This is a genomic window from Streptomyces sp. NPDC056486 (genome assembly GCF_042795295.1).
In the GTDB taxonomy this organism is placed as follows: Bacteria; Actinomycetota; Actinomycetes; order Streptomycetales; family Streptomycetaceae; genus Streptomyces.
In genome coordinates, this window is the sequence record NZ_JBHTSF010000157.1 from 1 (window position 1) to 20,051 (window position 20,051).

General features: G+C 68.2%; 17 protein-coding genes and 1 riboswitch. Of the genes, 13 read left to right on the top strand and 4 right to left on the bottom strand.

The genetic code is table 11. The features are described from left to right. The first annotated feature begins 144 nt into the window (after positions 1-144). The 10 genes from ACFQ7F_RS37705 to ACFQ7F_RS37750 all read left to right on the top strand — a co-directional run bounded on the left by ACFQ7F_RS37705 (position 145) and on the right by ACFQ7F_RS37750 (position 10,255). Positions 145-753: a CDP-alcohol phosphatidyltransferase family protein gene (locus tag ACFQ7F_RS37705; protein ID WP_383281099.1), complete on the top strand. Its 609-nt coding sequence runs from the start codon at positions 145-147 to the stop codon at positions 751-753. A 113-nt stretch (positions 754-866) separates the two neighbouring features. Then, positions 867-3,362, top strand: a complete 2,496-nt coding sequence (locus tag ACFQ7F_RS37710; RefSeq protein ID WP_383281102.1) for a sugar phosphate nucleotidyltransferase — start codon at positions 867-869, stop codon at positions 3,360-3,362. 89 nt (positions 3,363-3,451) lie between these two features. After that, entirely contained in the window at positions 3,452-4,351 is a 900-nt protein-coding gene (locus ACFQ7F_RS37715; protein ID WP_383281105.1) for a DUF881 domain-containing protein, read from the top strand. After that, on the top strand, positions 4,348-4,680 hold the full coding sequence (locus tag ACFQ7F_RS37720) for a small basic family protein (protein ID WP_344529508.1): 333 nt from the start codon (positions 4,348-4,350) through the stop codon (positions 4,678-4,680). The genes ACFQ7F_RS37715 and ACFQ7F_RS37720 overlap by 4 nt, the downstream gene beginning before the upstream one ends. A 5-nt stretch (positions 4,681-4,685) precedes the next feature. Further along, entirely contained in the window at positions 4,686-5,570 is an 885-nt protein-coding gene (locus ACFQ7F_RS37725; RefSeq protein WP_383281132.1) for a DUF881 domain-containing protein, read from the top strand. A gap of 82 nt (positions 5,571-5,652) precedes the next feature. After that, positions 5,653-6,621 (top strand): FHA domain-containing protein, encoded by a 969-nt coding sequence (locus tag ACFQ7F_RS37730; RefSeq protein ID WP_383281135.1) that lies wholly within the window; start codon positions 5,653-5,655, stop codon positions 6,619-6,621. Between the two features lie 16 nt (positions 6,622-6,637). Next, positions 6,638-7,381, top strand: a complete 744-nt coding sequence (locus tag ACFQ7F_RS37735) for a MerR family transcriptional regulator (protein WP_383281108.1) — start codon at positions 6,638-6,640, stop codon at positions 7,379-7,381. A 53-nt stretch (positions 7,382-7,434) separates the two neighbouring features. Next, positions 7,435-7,908: a bifunctional nuclease family protein gene (locus ACFQ7F_RS37740; protein WP_006123076.1), complete on the top strand. Its 474-nt coding sequence runs from the start codon at positions 7,435-7,437 to the stop codon at positions 7,906-7,908. A gap of 184 nt (positions 7,909-8,092) precedes the next feature. After that, positions 8,093-8,728 (top strand): MerR family transcriptional regulator, encoded by a 636-nt coding sequence (locus tag ACFQ7F_RS37745; RefSeq protein WP_383281111.1) that lies wholly within the window; start codon positions 8,093-8,095, stop codon positions 8,726-8,728. A gap of 96 nt (positions 8,729-8,824) precedes the next feature. Then, on the top strand, positions 8,825-10,255 hold the full coding sequence (locus ACFQ7F_RS37750) for a DNA polymerase IV (RefSeq protein ID WP_383281114.1): 1,431 nt from the start codon (positions 8,825-8,827) through the stop codon (positions 10,253-10,255). A 38-nt stretch (positions 10,256-10,293) separates the two neighbouring features. Here ACFQ7F_RS37750 and ACFQ7F_RS37755 read toward each other — a convergent pair whose 3' ends face one another. Next, positions 10,294-10,674 carry a PRC-barrel domain-containing protein gene (locus tag ACFQ7F_RS37755; protein ID WP_383281117.1) on the bottom strand — a complete coding sequence of 127 codons (381 nt, stop codon included), beginning with the start codon at positions 10,672-10,674 and terminating at the stop codon, positions 10,294-10,296. A gap of 144 nt (positions 10,675-10,818) precedes the next feature. Further along, positions 10,819-10,916: riboswitch (glycine riboswitch) on the top strand. Between the two features lie 197 nt (positions 10,917-11,113). Between ACFQ7F_RS37755 and gcvP the strand changes: the two genes are divergently transcribed. Beyond that, positions 11,114-13,999 carry an aminomethyl-transferring glycine dehydrogenase gene (gcvP, locus tag ACFQ7F_RS37760; protein WP_383281120.1) on the top strand — a complete coding sequence of 962 codons (2,886 nt, stop codon included), beginning with the start codon at positions 11,114-11,116 and terminating at the stop codon, positions 13,997-13,999. 88 nt (positions 14,000-14,087) lie between these two features. Here the strand turns inward: gcvP and ACFQ7F_RS37765 are convergent, their stop codons facing one another. Together ACFQ7F_RS37765 and ACFQ7F_RS37770 are read right to left on the bottom strand one after the other, a co-directional pair. Beyond that, complete coding sequence (locus ACFQ7F_RS37765; protein ID WP_323178639.1) at positions 14,088-14,294, bottom strand: DUF5999 family protein; 207 nt, start codon at positions 14,292-14,294, stop codon at positions 14,088-14,090. A gap of 304 nt (positions 14,295-14,598) precedes the next feature. Then, on the bottom strand, positions 14,599-15,183 hold the full coding sequence (locus ACFQ7F_RS37770; protein WP_383281123.1) for a hypothetical protein: 585 nt from the start codon (positions 15,181-15,183) through the stop codon (positions 14,599-14,601). A gap of 492 nt (positions 15,184-15,675) precedes the next feature. Here ACFQ7F_RS37770 and ACFQ7F_RS37775 point away from each other — a divergent pair, with 492 nt between their 5' ends. Next, positions 15,676-17,193, top strand: coding sequence for a glutamate--cysteine ligase (locus tag ACFQ7F_RS37775; protein ID WP_383281126.1), 1,518 nt, complete (start codon positions 15,676-15,678; stop codon positions 17,191-17,193). Between the two features lie 63 nt (positions 17,194-17,256). Here ACFQ7F_RS37775 and ACFQ7F_RS37780 read toward each other — a convergent pair whose 3' ends face one another. Next, on the bottom strand, positions 17,257-19,029 hold the full coding sequence (locus ACFQ7F_RS37780; RefSeq protein WP_383281128.1) for a substrate-binding and VWA domain-containing protein: 1,773 nt from the start codon (positions 19,027-19,029) through the stop codon (positions 17,257-17,259). Positions 19,030-19,195: 166 nt separating this feature from the next. Between ACFQ7F_RS37780 and ACFQ7F_RS37785 the strand changes: the two genes are divergently transcribed. Beyond that, positions 19,196-19,996 carry a CPBP family intramembrane glutamic endopeptidase gene (locus ACFQ7F_RS37785; protein ID WP_383281130.1) on the top strand — a complete coding sequence of 267 codons (801 nt, stop codon included), beginning with the start codon at positions 19,196-19,198 and terminating at the stop codon, positions 19,994-19,996. Positions 19,997-20,051 lie beyond the last annotated feature (55 nt).

Sequence of the window (20,051 nt, forward strand, 5' to 3'; positions counted from 1 at the left end):
TCCCTGGACTTATTGTCCAGGGACCACGGCTTTTTGTGTTTCTGGGCTCCTTCCAGCCCTTGGCCACCCCTCTGCACCGTCGGCTGACAACTGAGGGTAAGGTCAGGAGTCATCATTGGCTCGTTTCCCACAGGAGGCCCCCGGGTGGAGGTCCAGGAGACTCGCGTCCAGACGGACCGGGTCCTCACCATCCCGAACATCCTCAGCATGGCGCGTCTCCTCGGCGTACCCCTCTTCCTGTGGTTGATCCTGAGGCCGGAGTTCGGCGGGCCCAAGAGCGACGGATGGGCGCTGCTCGTGCTGATGCTGAGCGGCATCAGTGACTATCTCGACGGCAAGCTGGCCCGCCGGTGGAACCAGATCAGCAACCTTGGGCGGTTGCTGGACCCGGCTGCTGACCGGCTCTATATTCTGTCGACCTTGGTCGGGCTCACGTGGCGGGAGATTCTCCCGCTCTGGCTGACCTCGCTGCTACTCCTGCGCGAGCTGGTTCTGCTGGTGATGGTCTGGATCCTCAGGCGTCACGGCTATCCGCCGCCACAGGTGAACTTCCTCGGCAAGGCCGCCACCTTCAACCTGATGTACGCCTTTCCGTTGCTGCTCCTCAGTGACGGAAGTGGCTGGATCAGCACACTCGCTGCTATTTTCGGATGGGCGTTCGCCGGATGGGGTACAACTCTGTACTGGTGGGCAGGGATCCTCTACGTGGTTCAGGTCCGCCGGCTTGTCCGTGCGGACGCCACGGCCGATTGAGCTTGCCGATTCGGCAGATGCAGAAGCTTGTAGTCCCGTGAGCGACATATACGGGTCTATCTTGGCGGGCTAAGTCGGCTCGATCGTCGTCTATTGAGGAGGACGCTTCCGACATGAAGGCCGTCGTAATGGCCGGAGGCGAAGGCACGCGCCTTCGCCCTATGACCTCGAGCATGCCCAAGCCGCTCCTGCCTGTGGCCAACAGGCCCATCATGGAGCACGTCTTGCGGCTGCTCAAAAGGCATGGGCTCACCGAGACCGTAGTAACAGTCCAGTTCTTGGCTTCCCTGGTCAAGAATTACTTCGGCGATGGTGAAGAGCTCGGGATGGAGCTCACCTATGCCAATGAGGAGAAGCCACTCGGCACCGCCGGGAGTGTGAAGAACGCCGAGGAAGCATTGAAGGACGATGCGTTCCTCGTGATCTCCGGTGATGCTCTGACTGATTTCGACCTCACCGAGCTGATCAATTTCCACAAGGAGAAGGGCGCGCTTGTCACCGTCTGTCTGACGCGCGTTCCCAATCCGCTGGAATTCGGCATCACCATCGTGGACGAAGAAGGAAAGGTCGAACGCTTCCTGGAGAAGCCGACCTGGGGGCAGGTTTTCTCCGACACGGTGAACACGGGCATCTACGTCATGGAGCCCGAAGTCTTCGACTATGTCGATGCCGATGTGTCGGTCGACTGGTCCGGCGATGTCTTCCCCCAGCTCATGAAGGAAGGCAAGCCCGTCTACGGGTACATCGCCGAGGGTTACTGGGAGGACGTCGGCACGCACGAGAGCTACGTCAAGGCTCAGGCCGACGTCCTTGAGCGCAAGGTCGACGTCGAGCTCGACGGCTTTGAGATCTCGCCCGGTGTGTGGGTAGCCGAAGGCGCCGAGGTACACCCCGACGCCACGCTGCGCGGGCCGCTCTACATCGGCGACTACGCGAAGGTGGAGGCCGACGCCGAGATTCGTGAGCACACGGTCGTGGGCTCGAACGTGGTGGTCAAGACCGGGGCGTTTCTGCACAAGGCCGTCGTGCACGACAACGTCTACATCGGCCAGCACAGCAACCTGCGGGGCTGTGTCATCGGGCGGAACACCGACATCATGCGGGCCTCCCGCATCGAGGACGGTGCCGTCATCGGCGATGAGTGCCTCGTCGGTGAGGAATCGATTATTCAGGGCAATGTCCGGGTTTACCCGTTCAAGACGATCGAGGCCGGAGCGTTCGTCAACACGTCCGTCATCTGGGAGTCCCGGGGCCAGGCCCATCTCTTCGGTGCGCGTGGGGTCTCCGGAATCCTGAACGTGGAGATCACGCCAGAGCTCGCGGTACGGCTCGCGGGGGCGTACGCCACGACCCTCAAGAAGGGCTCGACCGTCACCACGGCCCGTGACCATTCGCGAGGCGCGCGGGCACTGAAGCGGGCGGTGATCTCGGCTTTGCAGGCCAGCGCCATCGACGTACGCGACCTGGAGAACGTGCCGCTGCCTGTGGCGCGGCAGCAGACGGCGAGGGGCAGTGCCGGCGGGATCATGATCCGGACGACGGCAGGGGCGCCCGACTCCGTCGACATCATGTTCTTCGACGCGCGCGGGGCCGACCTGTCGCAGGGGAGTCAGCGCAAGCTGGACCGGGTGTACGCGCGCCAGGAGTACCGGCGGGCCTTTCCCGGGGAGATCGGGGATCTGCACTTCCCGTCCAGTGTCTTCGACTCCTATACGGGTTCGCTGCTGCGCAACGTCGACACCACGGGTGTGGCCGAGTCGGATCTGAAGGTGGTCGTCGACGCTTCCAACGGAAGTGCGGGCCTTGTGCTGCCGAGCCTGCTCGGCCGCCTTGGCGTCGACGCGCTGACCATCAACCCGGGTCTGGACGAGTCGCGCCCGACCGAGACCCATGAAGCGCGCAGGTCGGGCCTTGTCAGGCTCGGCGAGATCGTGGCGTCTTCGCGTGCCGACTTCGGTGTGCGGTTCGACCCTGTGGGTGAGCGGCTTTCGCTCGTCGACGAGAAGGGGCGGATCATCGAGGACGACCGCGCGCTTCTCGTCATGCTCGATCTGGTCGCCGCGGAACGTCGCAGCGGGCGGGTCGCGCTGCCGGTGACGACGACGCGCATCGGCGAGCAGGTGGCGGCGTACCACGGCACGCAGGTCGACTGGACGACCACGTCGCCCGACGATCTGACGCGTGTGGGGCGCGACGAGTCGACCATCTTCGGTGGAGACGGCCGCGGTGGATTCATCGTCCCCGAGTTCAGCAGCGTCTTCGACGGTACGGCCGCCTTCGTGCGGCTCATCGGTCTCGTGGCGCGGACGCAGCTCACGCTGAGCCAGATCGACGCACGTATCCCGCGCGCCCACGTGCTGAAGCGTGACCTCGCGACGCCCTGGGCGGTCAAGGGGCTGGTGATGCGTACCGTCGTGGAGGCGGCGGGGGAGCGGTCGGTGGACACGACCGACGGGGTTCGGGTCGTGGAGACCGACGGGCGGTGGGTGCTGGTGCTGCCCGACCCCGCGGAGGCCGTCACTCATCTGTGGGCCGAGGGTCCCGACGACGCGTCCGCTCAGGCGTTGCTCGACGAGTGGTCCGCCGTGGTGGACAGCGCCGGTCGCTGACCGGTCATAAGGGCCGGACGGCACCTCTGTGAGGTGCCGTCCGGCACGCCGGTGGGGCCATTCGGAGGTAACGCCCGCGACGTGCGACGATGTGCGGCATGCCGCAGCAGCCCCCCACCCGGAGCACTCCCTCGCGCCCCCGGCGCCCGGACGCCTCCATGTCGCTGCTGAACACCGTGATGGACCACAGCCTGGACGAGGGCTATGCCGAGGCGGCGGCGCGCAAGAAGGCGAAAGGCGCCGGTGGAGTGCCGCGTCCACTGCGGGCGAAGCTCGGCCTTGCCCTGGGACTTGTGCTCGCGGCCCTTGTGGTGACGGTGGGTGCCGCGCAGGCGCGGATAGCTGCTCCGGTGGTCGCCAAGGAGCGCGTGGAGCTCATCGACCGGATCGAGTCGGCCACCTCGGACGCCGACGAGCTCGAAGAGGACGTCGAGACGCTCCGCGACGACGTGGGCGAACGGCAGCGCGAGGCACTGAAGAAACACGGTGGCAACCAGGCCGAGTTGGTGTCCTTGCTCTCCGGTGCCACCAAGGTCCATGGGCACGGTGTGAAGCTCGTGGTGGACGATGCCAAGGAAGCCGATTCGGGCGGGGGCGGGCCGCGCGAGAGCGCGAGCTTCTCCGACACCGGACGGGTGCGTGACCGCGACATGCAGCGGGTCGTCAACGGCCTGTGGCAGTCGGGCGCGGAGGCGATCGCCATCAATGACCAGCGTCTGACGGCGTTGTCGGCGATCAGGGCCGCGGGAGACGCGATACTGGTCGACAACAAGCCGCTCGTGCCGCCGTATACGGTGCTTGCCGTGGGTGACGGACAGCGCTTGAGCACGCGATTCCAGAACAGTCGCGACGGTCAGTATCTGCATGCTCTGCAGGAGAACTTCGACGTCCGGACCAGCATTTCCGTCCACGAAGACGTCCGGCTGCCGGCAGCGCCGAGTGTGACCGTACGTACAGCAGAGCCGAAGGCAGGAAAGGGCACATCGTGATCGCCGTACTGGGCCTCGTCGTGGGAGTCGTGGCTGGATTGTTGGTCCGGCCCGAGGTTCCGGCGATGGTCGAGCCGTACCTTCCGATCGCCGTGGTGGCGGCACTGGACGCGGTGTTCGGAGGCCTGCGCGCGATGCTCGACGGGATCTTCGACGACAAGGTCTTCGTGGTCTCGTTCCTCTCGAACGTGGTCGTGGCCGCCCTGATCGTGTTCCTGGGCGACAAGTTGGGCGTGGGCGCCCAGCTCTCCACCGGTGTCGTGGTGGTCCTCGGCATCCGGATCTTCTCCAACGCCGCCGCCATCCGCCGACACATCTTCAGGGCGTGACGCGCATGGGTACGGACGAGACGCCCGGGGGCGACAACCGGGGCAAGGAGCTTCCCGCCGAGGTGCGCAGCGCGCCCGCGGAGCCCGTGGAGGGCGAGGCGCCCGAGCAGGACGAGCAGCAGGACAAGCAGCAGGACGAGCCGCAGGACGGCGAGCAGGCGCCTTCACCGCGCGGCCGTCAGCGGCTGACGGACGCCCTGTGGCCGCCTCGCGTCACGCGTCCCCAACTCATCGTCGCGCTGCTTCTGTTCGTGCTGGGGCTCGGTCTCGCCATCCAGGTGCGCTCCAACAACGACAGCAGCGCGCTCCGTGGCGCACGTCAGGAAGATCTCGTACGCATCCTCGATGAACTGGATGACCGTACACAGCGTCTGGAAGGTGAGAAGCAGCGTCTGGAGGATCAGCGCACCGGGCTCGAGAACAGCTCGGACCAGGCCGAGGAGGCCCGCAAGCAGACTGTCGAGAAAGAACGTCAACTCGGCATTCTGGCGGGCACCGTGGCAGCGCAGGGTCCTGGCATCACGCTGACCATCGATGACAAGAAGGGGTCGGTTGAGGCGGACATGCTGCTCGACGCCATTCAGGAGCTGCGCGCCGCGGGGGCCGAGGCCATCCAGATCAATGACGTACGCGTAGTGGCCAACACCTATCTGTCGGATACGGACAGTGGCGGTGTCCGGGTGGACGGCCGCAAGGTCGGCAAGCCCTACCGGTTCAAGGTGATCGGCAAGCCGCAGGACCTGGAGCCGGCACTGAACATCCCAGGTGGCGTGGTGCAGACTCTGGAGAAGGAGCAGGCCACCGTCACCGTGACGCGAGCGGAGAAGATCGTGGTGGACGCCTTGCGAGCGGCGAAGCGGCCTGACTACGCTCGGTCGTCGTCCCAGTGAGCCGGGGGTGCATGGGGGCCGCCGGTCGAGGGCATGAGGTTGCGGGGGGTCGGCGCACTGTAAGCGTGGTGCGTGGTGGAAACTGTTTGGTGGATGCGGACGTTGTGAGGATGTCTGTGCTGCCGATGTACGCCGGTGTGTGCAATCAGGGTTCGTCCTGCCCCACGGGCGGGTCTGTTTCGGTCAAGGGGAATCGCCCGTGAAGTTGTTTGCGAAGTTGTTCGGCAAGAGTGCACGTGAGGACAGCGGCAACCCCGCCACTGCCCGGCACCGTGCCACGCGCCATGGAGATGCCGAGGAGCAGGGCGGCGAGCGCCCGATGTTCCGCGACCAGGTCGGTGGGCCAGGCGGTGACATTTCGGGCGCGCACGGCGCGTCGTCTGTTGACCCCGCCGGTGCGGGCCGCATAGGTTTCGGAGAACCGTCAACCTCAAGTACGGGTGGAGGGTTTGCCCCCGATCCGTACGCATCGAATGCCCCCGCGGGGCAGCCGCGGCAGGAGGATCCGTCCATGGCCCTGGTGTGTACGAGGTGCGGGAACCGCAACGCCGAGGCGAGCCGGTTCTGCTCCAACTGCGGCGCGCCGCTGCGGGCCGGGGCCGCGCCGGAGCGTCCCTCCGAGACGACCTCGACCATCTCCATCTCGGGCCTGGAGGCCTACGACGCTGAGGTGACGGGGCAGACCGCCTCGCCCGCCCTCTCGCCGGAGGCCCAGGCCGCCGTTGACGCACTGCCGCTCGGCTCCGCGCTCCTCGTGGTGCGCCGGGGACCGAACTCGGGCAGCCGCTTCCTTCTGGACGGCGAGCTGACCACGGCGGGGCGTCACCCGCAGAGCGACATCTTCCTGGACGACGTGACCGTCTCACGCCGCCACGTGGAGTTCCGTCGCCTCGGGGACGGTTCCTTCACCGTCGCCGACGTGGGCAGCCTCAACGGCACGTACGTCAATCGGGAGCGCATCGACTCGGTCGCGCTTTCGAACGGCGACGAGGTGCAGATCGGCAAGTACCGACTGGTCTTCTACGCGAGCCAGCGGGGCATCGGTATCTGACCCGTAGGGAAGGTCCATGCTTCAAACACCGAGGGGCGGTGCCGGGAACGGCACCGCCGCCGAGGACCGTCGGCTGATGAGCATCGGCGCCGTGTTGAACGCGCTGCGTGACGAATTTCCCGAGGTCACGATCTCCAAGATTCGCTTCCTGGAGTCGGAAGGGCTCATCGAGCCGGAGCGCACGCCGTCCGGTTACCGGAAATTCAGTCCCGAGGACGTCGAGCGGCTCGGTCACGTCCTGAGGATGCAGAGGGACCACTATCTGCCGCTCAAGGTCATCCGGGAGCACCTGGAGGCCCTGGAGCGCGGAGAGAGGGCTCCACTGCCCTCTCTGGGGCAACCACGCGAACCCGGTGACGCCTGGGGCGTGCGTGACGCCGAGGGGCCCACAGCGGCCCGTGTGGGCCGTGCCGAGCTCCTTGCCGCCGCGGAGATCGACGCGGAGCAGCTCGCCGACTGGGAAACGTACGGGCTCATCGTGCCCCTGCCGGACGGCGGTTATGACGCGGAGGCCGTGACGGTCGCCGCGCTCGTCGTCGAACTCGGGCGGTTCGGTATCGAACCCAGGCATCTGCGCGCCATAAAGTCGGCGGCCGAACGCGAGGCCGGTCTCGTCGACCAGGTCGTGGCGCCGCTGCGCCGGCACCGTAATCCGCAGACCAGAGCCCATGCGGAAGCCCGTACGAAGGAGCTCGCGGGGCTGACCGGAAAGCTGCATTCTGCACTGGTGCAGACCGCGCTCGGGGTGCGGTTGCCCTGACTCAAGAGGTGCCCGACTACCCAAACCGGCCGGGCACGTCCTAGGGTTGCTGTGTGAACGAGCTCGACGTCGTAGGTGTCCGGGTGGAAATGCCCTCCAACCAACCGATCGTGCTCCTGCGTGAAGTGGGAGGCGATCGCTACCTCCCCATCTGGATCGGACCAGGGGAGGCGACCGCGATCGCCTTCGCACAGCAGGGGATGGCGCCCGCACGGCCGCTGACCCACGACCTGTTCAAGGACGTGCTGGAGGCGGTGGGACAGGAGCTCACCGAAGTGCGCATCACAGACCTCCGAGAAGGGGTCTTCTATGCGGAGCTGGTCTTCGCCAGTGGAGTCGAGGTGAGCGCCCGGCCGTCCGACGCCATAGCGCTCGCACTGCGCACCGGAACGCCGATCTACGGCAGCGACGGTGTCCTCGACGACGCGGGCATCGCCATTCCGGACGAGCAGGAGGACGAAGTGGAGAAGTTCCGCGAGTTCCTCGACCAGATCTCGCCCGAGGATTTCGGTACCAACAGCCAGTAGTCCGTCGCTTGTCGAACGCTTGTCGAATGGTCCCGGCGGACCATTCGGCTAGCCTTTCCCGGCGGTGCGGTACGGCAAACCACTCTCAGGGTGATTATCACTCGGCGTGCCGAGTGTGGCGATCGTTGACGAGCCCCTGGTGACTGCCTACCGTCGAGAAGGCAGGTCAAGGACGGAGGTCGGCGTGAGAAGCAGCGGCGACGATGCGGCGATGGGCGGTCCGTATCCGCTTCACAGCAGCGCGGCCGGTCACTCTCCGAAGAGGCCGATGGCCGTTCAGGGGAGCGTTCAGGGGAGCGGGGACGCCACGTCCGGACAGCCCGAGCAGGAACAGATCGGTTACCGGGGGCCGACCGCGTGTGCGGCCGCCGGTATCACGTACCGACAGCTGGACTACTGGGCCCGTACGGGCCTCGTCGAGCCCAGTGTGCGGTCCGCGGGCGGGTCGGGGACCCAGCGGCTCTACAGCTTCCGGGACGTCGTCGTCCTGAAGATCGTCAGGCGATTCCTCGACACAGGCGTGTCCCTGCAGAACATCCGGACCACGGTCCAGCATCTGAGCGACCGCGGTTTCGAGGACCTGGAGCGGATGACGCTCATGAGCGACGGCGCGACGGTCTACGAGTGCACGTCGCCCGAGGAGGTCCACGATCTGCTCCAGGGCGGCCAGGGCGTCTTCGGGATCGCCGTGGGTGTCGTGTGGCGGGATGTGGAAGCGGCGCTCTCGCAGCTGCACGGCGAGCGGATCGACACCGGGGAGACGCTGCTGCGGCAGAACCCCGCCGATGAGCTCGCGAGGCGGCGCAACAGGGCCGTGTGAGGCGGCCGTGAGCGCCGCGGCCGGGTTCGGACGTGGATTCGGATGCCAGGCGGTGTTTTCGGGGTGTTGTCAGTGGCGTAGGGCAGCATCAGGGGTGTGAGAACCGCGCCCACGATTCTGCATCTCGACATGGATGCCTTCTACGCGTCTGCCGAGCAGGCCGCGAAGCCGAGTCTGCGCGGGAAAGCCGTGGTGGTGGGCGGGCTCGGACCACGCGGTGTGGTGGCCACCGCCTCGTACGAAGCGCGCAAGTTCGGTGTTCACTCGGCGATGCCCATGGGGCAGGCGCGGCGTCTTGCGCCCAATGCCGCCTATCTGGTGCCGCGCTTCGGCCTCTACCGCGGGATCAGCGAGCAGGTGATGGCGCTCCTTCGGGAGCTGTCGCCGCTGGTGGAGCCGCTCAGCCTGGATGAGGCGTTCGTCGACCTGGAGGCGGGCGGCGTGGCCGACGACCAGGCATCGGCGCTGGTTGTGGGCGAGCGGCTGCGCGCGGACATCAAGGCGGTGACCGGGCTCGCGGGCTCGGTCGGGCTCGCCGCGTCCAAGATGCTGGCGAAGATCGCCTCGGAGGAGGCCAAGCCGGACGGCCTGCGCCTGATAGTGCCGGGGACCGAGCGGGAGCTGCTCGCGCCGATGTCGGTGCGGACCCTGCCCGGCGTCGGTCCTGCCACCGGGGACCACCTGCGGCGGGGCGGGATCACGACGGTGGGGGAGATCGCCGAGGCGGGCGAGGACGAGCTCGTACGGCTTCTTGGGAAGTCGCACGGGAGCGCCCTGTACGCGATGGCGCTCGCGCGGGACGAGCGGCCTGTGGTGGCGGAGCGGGAATCCAAGTCGGTCAGCGTCGAGGACACGTACGACGTGGACATCCATGACCGGGTACGGGTCAGGGGTGAGGTGGCGCGGCTCGCCGACCGGTGTGTGGAGCGGCTGCGGGCGGCAGGGCACTCGGGGCGGACCATCGTCCTGAAGGTGCGGCGGTTCGACTTCTCGACGCTGACGCGCTCCGAGACGCTGCGCGGGCCGACGGACGACCCCGGGGTGGTGCGGGAGGCCGCCGCGCGGCTCCTCGAGGCCGTGGACACCACCGGAGGCGTGCGGCTTCTCGGGGTGGGGGTCACGGGGCTTGCCGACTACACGCAGGAGGACCTCTTCGCGCAGGCGCAGGCGGCTGAGGCCCTGGAGGCTGAGGCGGCCGAGGCCCTGGAGGCGGAGGGGAAGCCGGCCGGGGAGACTGTGGCCCAGGCCGTGGGCGATGCGGTGGAGGTGCCGGTGGTTTCGGCGGTTTCGGTCGTGCCGGTCGTTGCGACCGAGCGGCGCTGGGCTGCCGGGCACGATGTGCGGCATGCGGAGTTCGGGCACGGGTGGGTGCAGGGGAGTGGCCTGGGGCGGGTGACGGTCCGTTTCGAGACGCCGGAATCGTCGGTGCCGGGGCGGGTGCGGACGTTCAGGACGGATGATCCGGAGCTTGAGCCCGCGGAGCCGTTGCCGTTGGTGGCTGCCTCTGAAGAGCCGGAGCCGCAATGATGCCGGTACCTGCGAGTCGTCGGGATGACCGGCGAGGGTCAGGGCGCTTCCTGGCCCGCGATGTGGCCGAAGTCCTGGTCCGGTGGTGGCGGGGCCTGCGGGGGCGTGATGTCCAGGCCGTAGTGGTGGTAGAGCTGCAGTTCCTGTTCGGGGGAGAGGTGGCGGCCCACGCCGAAATCGGGGGCGTCCTTGATCAGGGAGCGCTCGAAGGGGATGCGCAGGGTGCCGTCGCTCGTGAGCTCGCTGGGCTCCAGGGGTACGAACGCGTCCCGGCTGAAAAGCCCCGTGCGTATGGCCGCCCACTCCGGGGCGCCGGTGGCGTCGTCGAGATAGACCTCGTCGATCGTGCCGATCTTGGCCCCGTTCCGGTCGAACGCCTTCCGGCCGATCAGGTTGCGCGGATCGATATCGGTCTGCACGGGCCCTCCAACTGGTCGAGGCTTGTCGAAGTGGGGCACAACTCATCCTTGTTCGTTCGTAATCACTACGAAAGAGCACTTCGGGGCAGGCGGCCACTCGAGGGATCGGCCGCAGTCCTCGCTGGTAGGCTGGCGCATGGCTGCTGACCCCGTGCGGGAGAGCTCTCCGGTGGAGACACCGGAGGCGCCGAAGGAGCAACTCCTCCCCGGAATCTCTCAGGCCCCTGTACCGCACGGACGAGGTCACTCTGGAAAGTAGGGCGGGCGTCGGGCGGGCACGTTCGAAACCCTTCCTCACCGACGGTGAAAGCCGGGACGGCTCCTCTTGAGGGGCGTGGACCGGTGAAACTCTCAGGTTGAGATGACAGAGGGGGAGGCCGTCCGGGTACCCGTGCCGTGGTGCCCCTCGCAGGTCGCGTCAGACCAGGAGGCCTCCGCAATGACCGCCACCCCTCGCATCCCGCTTTCGCAACTCGAGCAGGGCATCCCCTTCGAGCAGCGGCACATCGGTCCCGATGTCGAAGCACGGGCCAAGATGCTCGCGCAGGTCGGATACGGCTCGCTCGACGAGCTGACCGCCGCCGCCGTGCCGGATGTCATCAAGAACGCCGAGGCGCTGAACCTGCCCGGGGCGCGCACCGAGGCCGAGGTCCTGGCCGAGCTGCGCTCCCTCGCGGACCGCAACCAGGTTCTCGACTCGATGATCGGCCTCGGGTACTACGGGACCTTCACTCCGCCGGTGATTCTGCGGAACGTCATGGAGAACCCGGCGTGGTACACCGCGTACACGCCGTACCAGCCGGAGATCTCCCAGGGACGCCTCGAGGCCCTGCTCAACTTCCAGACCGTCGTCGCCGAGCTGACCGGGCTGCCCACCTCCGGTGCCTCGCTGCTCGACGAGGGGACCGCCGCCGCCGAGGCCATGGCCCTGTCGCGGCGCGTGGGCAAGGTCAAGAACGGTGTCTTCCTCGTCGACGCCGACGCGCTGCCGCAGACCATCGCCGTCATCCAGACCCGGGCCGAGCCGACCGGTGTCGAGGTCGTCGTCGCCGATCTGAGCGAGGGCATCCCGGCCGAGGTCGCCGAGCGCGGTGTCGTCGGCGTACTGATCCAGTACCCGGGCGCCTCCGGTGCCGTACGCGACATAAAGCCCCTCATCGAGCAGGCGCACGAGATCGGTGCCATCGTCTCCGTGGCCGCCGACCTCCTTGCCCTGACGCTGCTCACCTCGCCCGGTGAGCTCGGCGCCGACATCGCCGTCGGCACCACACAGCGCTTCGGTGTACCGATGGGCTTCGGCGGCCCGCACGCCGGCTACATGGCGGTGCGCGAGAAGTTCGCGCGCAGCCTGCCGGGGCGGCTCGTCGGAGTCTCCGTCGACGCGGACGGCAACAAGGCCTACCGGCTCGCGCTGCAGACCCGTGAGCAGCACATCCGCCGCGAGAAGGCCACCAGCAACATCTGTACCGCTCAGGTGCTGCTCGCCGTGATGGCCGGAATGTACGCCGTCTACCACGGGCCCGATGGCCTCAAGTCCATCGCGCGCCGTACCCACCGCTACGCGACCGTGCTCGCGGCCGGGCTCACCGCGGGCGGCGTCGAGGTCGTGCACGGCGCGTACTTCGACACCCTGACCGTGCGGGTGCCCGGCAGGGCCGATGAGCTCGTCGCCGCGGCCCGCGAGGGTGGCGTCAACATCCACCAGATCGACTCCGACCACGTCTCCCTGGCCTGTGACGAGACCACCACGCGCAAGCAACTCACCGCGATCTGGACGGCGTTCAAGGTCGAGGCGGACGTCGAGGCGCTCGACGCGGAGACCGAGGACACGCTCCCGGCCGGTCTGCTGCGCGAGGACGAGTACCTCACGCATCCCGTCTTCCACCAGTACCGCTCCGAGACCGCCATGCTGCGTTACCTGCGCAAGCTGGCCGACCGCGACTACGCGCTCGACCGCGGCATGATCCCGCTGGGCTCCTGCACCATGAAGCTCAACGCGACCACGGAGATGGAGCCGGTCACCTGGCCCGAGTTCGGGCAGCTGCACCCCTTCGCGCCCGCCCAGCAGGCGCAGGGCTATCTGACGCTCATCCGTGAGCTGGAGGAGCGGCTCGCCGAGGTCACCGGGTACGACAAGGTCTCGCTGCAGCCCAACGCCGGTTCGCAGGGCGAGCTGGCCGGACTGCTCGCCGTGCGCGGCTACCACCGGGCCAACGGCGACGAGCAGCGCACCGTCTGCCTCATCCCGTCCTCCGCGCACGGCACCAACGCCGCGAGCGCCGTGATGGCCGGCATGAAGGTCGTGGTCGTGAAGACCAGCGACGACGGCGAGATCGACGTCGAGGACCTGCGCGCCAAGATCGAGAAGCACCGCGACGAGCTGTCCGTGCTCATGATCACCTACCCGTCGACGCACGGTGTGTTCGAGGAGCACGTCGCCGACATCTGCGCCCAGGTGCACGAGGCCGGCGGCCAGGTCTACGTCGACGGGGCGAACCTCAACGCCCTGGTGGGCCTCGCCCAGCCCGGCAAGTTCGGCGGCGACGTCTCGCACCTGAACCTGCACAAGACCTTCTGCATCCCGCACGGCGGCGGTGGCCCCGGCGTCGGCCCGGTCGGTGTGCGCGAGCACCTCGCGCCGTACCTGCCCAACCACCCGCTGCAGCCCGCCGCGGGTCCCGAGACGGGCGTCGGACCGATCTCCGCCGCGCCGTGGGGCTCCGCGGGAATCCTGCCGATCTCCTGGGCGTACGTACGCCTCATGGGCGGCGAGGGCCTCAAGCGCGCCACGCAGGTCGCCGTGCTCTCCGCGAACTACATCGCCAAGCGCCTCGAGCCGCACTACCCGGTGCTCTACACCGGTCCCGGCGGGCTCGTCGCGCACGAGTGCATCATCGATCTGCGCCCGCTGAGCAAGGCGACCGGTGTCAGCGTCGACGACATCGCCAAGCGGCTCATCGACTACGGCTTCCACGCGCCGACCATGTCGTTCCCGGTCGCGGGGACGCTGATGATCGAGCCGACCGAGAGCGAGGACCTGGTCGAGATCGACCGGTTCTGCGAGGCGATGATCAGCATTCGCGCGGAGATCGAGAAGGTCGGCGGCGAGTGGACCGCCGAGGACAACCCGCTGCGGAACGCGCCGCACACCGCTGCCGCGCTCGGCGGTGAGTGGGAGCACGCCTACAGCCGCGAGGAAGCCGTCTTCCCGCCCGGCGTCGTGGCCGCGGACAAGTACTGGCCGCCGGTGCGCCGCGTCGACCAGGCGTACGGCGACCGGAATCTGGTCTGCTCCTGCCCGCCGCTGGATGCGTACGAAGACTGATATCGCGTCCAGAACATGCGTGGGGGCCGGTCCGGAGGTTGTTGCTCCGGGTCGGCCCCTTTGTTGTCCGTGCCGTGGTGCTGCCGGGTCAAGCGGCGGTCATGATCTCGTCCGTGCCCAGTGGGCGGTGCGGCGCGATGATCTGGCCGTCCGGCAGCAGCTCACCGGTGTCCTCGAAGAGGAGGACGCCGTTGCACAGCAGGCTCCAGCCCTGCTCCGGGTGGCTCGCCGTGAGGAGAGCGGCTTCCCGGTCTGCGGAGTCAGCTGTCGGGCACGGTGGTTGATGCTGGCACATGGAAGGGTTCTTTCGCTGCGGTGTGATGGCTGTGACGTCTGCCTTGCGGCTCGATGCGGTGTTCATGCCGCCCCCCGTTAAGTCGGTCCGATCCCAGTGTTGCCCTACGGACGTCAATCCGCAGGGATTTAGCGGCAGCGCTCCTTACTGCTTAATGACGTATCACCCGCCCGGACGGTTCAGCCCAACTGCACCTTCTCTTCGGGTGGTTCGGGGTGGTCATACCGGGCTAGTCCGTATGGGCCCAGGACGCGCCGAGCCCCGCGGCCAGGAACGGCGGCGGGGCACGGGACGTACGGCGAGGTCAGGCGGGTGAGGTGAGCAGCGGTGCCGGGGTCATGCGGTGGGTGAGGACCTTGAGCAGCTCCGCGGCGCGGTGCGGGCGGTGCGCCGCGATGCCGGGAGGCGCGGGTGCGAGCGGCACGAGGATGTCGGAGGGTGCGAGGTCGCCGCTCGCGCCGTCCGCCGTGCAGTCGCCGTGCAGCCAGAGGGTGAGCATGTATAGCTCAGGAACGGACAACAGTCGTGGTTGATAGGGCATCTGCATCGCCTCGGCATGGCGCAGGGCGCGTTCGGTGGCCGCTATGTACGGGCCTTCGAAGAAGTGGGAGAAGGTCCACCCGTCAGGCGTCAGTATCGTGTCCGCCGCGGCGACGGCGCGGTCGCCGCAGCGGATCAGAAAACGCCACCCCGCGAGCCGGGTGGGCGATGGGCTCGACGGGGTGATCCGGTCCAGGACGTGTACGGGCAAAGGGAGTTCGGGGCTCGCCGGTCCCTGAGCGGCGCGCAGGGACGGAGTGCGGGCTTCGTGTACGGCGGTGGGTGAACCGAGTGCCGCGAGGACGCTGCGCAGGGCGGGCGCGGGAGCCGGGGGGACTTGCAGCGGCATGATGGGTCGCCTCTCTCATTCGACAGGCACGGTGGAACGAGGACAGGTGCGGACGTCGCTGTCTGCTCCGGGGGCAGAGGGGGGCGGGGGCGGGGGCAGGGGACCGCGAGCGCCAACTCTCTGCCTCGTCCGCGGAGTTTATACGACACGTGTTCAGGCCGTGTTTCGGCTAACCGCACTCGATATTGCCCGCAAGGCGTTATCCGGTCGCTATTTCGCGGGCTTTAACCCGATTCCGGATGAGCCCGGGCGTTTGACCTCGGCTCTCTTCGCGGGAGCGGACGGCCGAATCTCATCGGCGTTTTTCACCAGGGCTCGGCGCGCGGATTCTCCCGGCGAACATCATTATTGGTGATTGTGGCGTGCGGACACGGCATCGAGCCTACTGGTCCGGAGGCCTGCGCGGGGCGTTATCGATCACATTGCAGGGCATCATCCACCGAGACGCAGCGGCCGGATCATTGGCTGCCCATCCGAGGAGGGGAGGCTTCGATGGGGGAGAAGGTCGTAGCAGGAACGTTTGACCTGGCCGAGCGGCGCCGGTACCGGAGCAAGCTCAGGGAGTGTCTGACGGGACTGCGGAGGCTGTTGGAAGAGGAGCGGTTCGATCGGCCCAAGAATCTGATGGGAGTGGAGATCGAGCTGAATCTCGCGGGGCCAGACGGGATGCCGAGAATGCTGAATGCTGAAGTTCTCGAACGCATCGCGAGCCGCGACTTCCAGACGGAACTCGGAATGTTCAATCTTGAAGTCAATATCGCTCCGCATCGATTGGGCGGACGGGTTCTCGACCGTCTCGCCGAGGAGCTGCGCACCGGCCTCGCCTATGCCCACCGAAAAGCGAACGAGGTGAACGCCGGCATCGTGATGATCGGCATTTTGCCGACACTCGCGCACCACGACCTGGTCTCGGGAAACCTCTCCGACGTCGACCGCTACGCACTGCTCAACGACCAGATCGTGGCGGCCCGCGGCGAGGAGTTCGTCCTGGACATCCAGGGCGTGGAGCGGCTGACCTGCACCTCCGCGTCGATCGCGCCCGAAGCGGCGTGTACTTCGGTGCAGTTGCACCTCCAGGTCACGCCGGGCAGGTTCGCCGACGTGTGGAACGCGGCGCAGGCCGTCGCGGCGGCGCAGGTCGCCGTCGGCGCCAACGCGCCGTTCCTGTTCGGGCGTGAGCTGTGGCGCGAGTCGCGCCCGCCGCTGTTCCTGCAGTCCACCGACACCCGCCCGCCCGAGCTGCAGGCGCAGGGCGTGCGGCCGCGTACCTGGTTCGGGGAGCGCTGGATCAGCGACGCGTACGAGCTGTTCGAGGAGAACCTGCGCTACTTTCCCGCGCTGCTTCCCCTCATCGACGACGAGAATCCGCTGGAGGTGCTCGACGACGGCCGGGTGCCGCAGCTGGCCGAACTCGTCCTGCACAACGGCACCGTGTACCGCTGGAACCGCCCCGTGTACGGCATCGCGGGCGGTGTCCCGCACCTGCGCGTGGAGAACCGTGTCCTGCCGGCAGGCCCCACCGTCACCGACGTCATCGCCAACGCGGCCTTCTACTACGGCCTCGTACGCGCCCTCGCCGAGGAGACCCGGCCCGTGTGGACCCGGCTGCCCTTCGAGGAAGCGGCCCGCAACTTCGACACCGCGTGCCGCGACGGCATCGAGGCCCGTCTGCGGTGGCCGCGGCGCGGCCGGTACGGAGGGATCGTGGAAGTGCCCGCGGTCGCCCTCGTACGCGACGAGCTGTTGCCGCTCGCCGCGGCCGGGCTCGACGCGTGGGGTGTCGAGCCCGCCGACCGCGACTTCTATCTCGGCGTCATCGAGGAGCGGTGCAGGCGACGGGTGAACGGGGCGTCCTGGCAGGCGGCGACGTACCACCAGGCCCTGGAGACCGGGCTCGAACGCGAGGCCGCGCTCGCCGCGACCACCCGGCGCTATGCCGAGCTGATGCACGCGGGGGAACCGGTGCACACGTGGCCGGTGGGGCTGCCCGCACCCGCCGTCCTGAGCTAAGACGTCCTGGGCTGAGACGTCCTGAGCTGAATCGTGCTCGGCCCGGACCCGACAGGGGCGGGCTCAGCTGTGGCTGCCCGCCTCCATGATGGCCTTGAGGATGACCGCGTGGATCTGCGCCGGGTCGTCGACCTGGTGACCTGATCCGCCGGTCGCCTCCGCGATCTGTACGACCTCCTCCTTGTCCGCGTTCGGGCCGACCGCGATCGCGATGAGCGGCACCGGGCGCTTGGGGTCGGAGAGGTTCTCCAGCTGCGAGATGAGGTTGCTGCGCGAGATGGACCCGGGGTCCTCGTTCGCGCCGTCCGTGAGCACCACGAGCGCGTTGAACTTTCCGCGCGCGTAGGTGGACGTGGCCTCCTTGTACGCCGCGAGCGTGGTGTCGTACAGGCCGGTCGCCCCGCCCCGTATGGGCGCCAGGTCGCTGAAGGCCTTCGAGACCTTGTCCCGCTGGGTGCCGTCGCCCTTGCGGTCGCCGAGCCGCTGGGTCGGCACGAGTTTGCGGTAGTCGCGCTCGCCGTCCAGGAGCGTGGCGAACTCCCAGAGGCCGATCTCGTCCTCGTCGGTGAACCCGGCGAGCGCCTGGAGCAGCGAGGACTTGGTGACCTCCATCCGGGACTGGTCACGGCCCGGCACGTACTCGCCCATGGAGTCCGAGACGTCGACGACCGTGCTGATCCTGGCGCTCTGGACGGTGATCGTCCACATGCCGAGCGTCTCCTGGAGCTCCTTCTCGGTGGGCGGCTCGCTCGCCTCGTCGGCGTACGGCTGGGGGGTGCGGCCGCCGGCCGCCGCGACGAGCTTCGTCGAAGGGGCATCGGTGCCGGTCCTGAAACCGTGCTCCTCCAGGATCGCGCGCCCCTGATCGTCGCTGAACAGCGCCATGAAGCGCAGGGCGGCCCGGCTCTGGTCCGTGGACAGCTCGTCCTCCTGGACCAGCGTGTACGGGTAGTCGAGGCGCGGTGAGCCGTCCTTCGGATAGAACATGTCCAGGCTGTTCTCCTCGCCCGCCGACGCGTTGTGCTCGAACGCGGCCTGCTCGGAGAGGATCAGTGCCTGGTTGCGGCGCGGGTTGCCCTGTTCGGTTCCGGAGGAGTCACGGGCCAGGGTGTCCAGGAGCTGACCGTCGCTGTCGGACGTGCGTGCGGAAAGCGCCTTGGCAAGCCCGGCGGCCTGGGTGTCGCCGTCCTTGCCGCCCGATTTCTTCGCCGATGTGCTCAGCTTGGCGAGCGCGAGGAGGCCGGTCGCGCTGCGCGCGGGATCGGCGGCACCGAGCCGCACCTTGTCGCCCTTCACCGCCGCGCCGGTCAACTTCGGCCAGCTGTACGTCTTCTTGGGCCAGCCGAGGGGCTCGGCGGCGGAAGGGATCATGGCCATGCCAACCGGTGAGGAGGCTATGTTCCCCGCGGGCGTCACCTTGTCCTGCCTGCCGCCCGGGCCGACGCGCTGCAGCCACACTTCGGAGTCCGGCACCCACACGTCGTAGTCCGGGTCGCCCTTGCCCGTCCGCAGCTCGTCGGCGACCTTGTACGCATCACGGGCGGTGACCCGTACGTCGATGCACGACCCGTCGGACGTGACCTCCTTCTCGCGCGCGTCGTCGGCGGCCGCGCGCAGTGCGGGGGCGATGTCGGGGGTGGCGGCGACGTCCAGTTGCACCGAGTCGTCGCGGCATGAGCCGCCGAAGTCCAGCAGGTCGCTGCGGACGCCGAACGCCGTGCCCGCCGCGACCGTCAGAACGAGCGCCGTCGCGATGGCCACGGTGCGGCCCCGGGTGCGCGGTCGTGGGTCGGGTGCGTCCGTCCCGTACTCATCGGGCAAGCTGTGACGTCCCATGGCGGTGGTGCCCCTCCTTGAGCGATGAAGCAAGGGAAGAGGGGGCGGCAAGACCGCAATCGGCGTCCGTCCCCCTCGGCCTGTCGCGCACGATCTTCGTAACTTCTTTCGAGACCCTAGTGGGACGGGGATGGGGATGAGGCGGGATTACTCAACTGGAGGCGGAGTGCAAGCGGAGACCGGGCCGTTGGCCGGTTCTTTTCGGGGCGAGGGGCCATCGCGACGGATCCTGAGGGACGAGACGCTGCTCGTCCTTGCGGTCTCACTGGGCGCGAGCGGAGTGTCCGCGCTGATCAGCTTTGTCGGGTCGGTCACCAAACCCGGCGGCCTGAAGGATCAGGCGGCGACCATGAACGCGTCGGCCGCTCCGGGGCGACCATGGCTTGATCTCGCGTGGCAATTGTTCGGAATCAGCACCGCGTTGGTGCCCGTGGCGCTGGTCGCGCACTTCTTGATCAGGGAGGGCGCGGGGCTGCGCACGATCGGCTTCGACCGGAGCCGCCCCTGGCCGGATCTGGGACGCGGGGCGGCGATCGCCGCGGTGATCGGCAGCACCGGCATCGCCTTCTATCTGGCCGCACGTGGGCTCGGGTTCAACCTGACGGTGGTGCCGGAGGACCTGCCCGACGTGTGGTGGAAGTACCCGGTGCTCGTGCTGTCCGCGGTGCAGAACGCGGTGCTCGAGGAAGTGATCGTCGTCGGCTATCTGCTGCGCAGGTTCGGGCAGTTGGGGTGGACACCGATGGCCGCCCTTGTCGGCAGCTCGGTACTGCGCGGCTCGTACCACCTCTACCAGGGCATCGGCGGGTTCATCGGGAACATGGCGATGGGGGTGGTCTTCGTGCTCCTGTACCGGAGGTGGGGGCGGGTCGGGCCGCTGGTGGTGGCCCATTCGCTGCTTGATATCGGCGCGTTCGTCGGATACGCGCTGCTCGCGGGGAAGGTGGGGTGGCTGCCTACGCCTTAGGCGGCGGGCAGGCGGGTGCTGACGTGGCGGTGGGGACGTACGACTCGGTCGTACG

Bases quoted from the DNA above. Each gene is read 5' to 3' on its own strand.
- ACFQ7F_RS37715 (WP_383281105.1), top strand. From the start codon at position 3,452: ATGTGCGGCATGCCGCAGCAGCCCCCCACCCGGAGCACTCCCTCGCGC.
- ACFQ7F_RS37780 (WP_383281128.1), bottom strand. From the start codon at position 19,029: ATGGGACGTCACAGCTTGCCCGATGAGTACGGGACGGACGCACCCGAC.
- ACFQ7F_RS37775 (WP_383281126.1), top strand. From the start codon at position 15,676: ATGGGGGAGAAGGTCGTAGCAGGAACGTTTGACCTGGCCGAGCGGCGC.
- ACFQ7F_RS37725 (WP_383281132.1), top strand. From the start codon at position 4,686: ATGGGTACGGACGAGACGCCCGGGGGCGACAACCGGGGCAAGGAGCTT.
- ACFQ7F_RS37735 (WP_383281108.1), top strand. From the start codon at position 6,638: ATGCTTCAAACACCGAGGGGCGGTGCCGGGAACGGCACCGCCGCCGAG.
- gcvP (WP_383281120.1), top strand. From the start codon at position 11,114: ATGACCGCCACCCCTCGCATCCCGCTTTCGCAACTCGAGCAGGGCATC.
- ACFQ7F_RS37710 (WP_383281102.1), top strand. From the start codon at position 867: ATGAAGGCCGTCGTAATGGCCGGAGGCGAAGGCACGCGCCTTCGCCCT.
- ACFQ7F_RS37765 (WP_323178639.1), bottom strand. From the start codon at position 14,294: ATGTGCCAGCATCAACCACCGTGCCCGACAGCTGACTCCGCAGACCGG.
- ACFQ7F_RS37770 (WP_383281123.1), bottom strand. From the start codon at position 15,183: ATGCCGCTGCAAGTCCCCCCGGCTCCCGCGCCCGCCCTGCGCAGCGTC.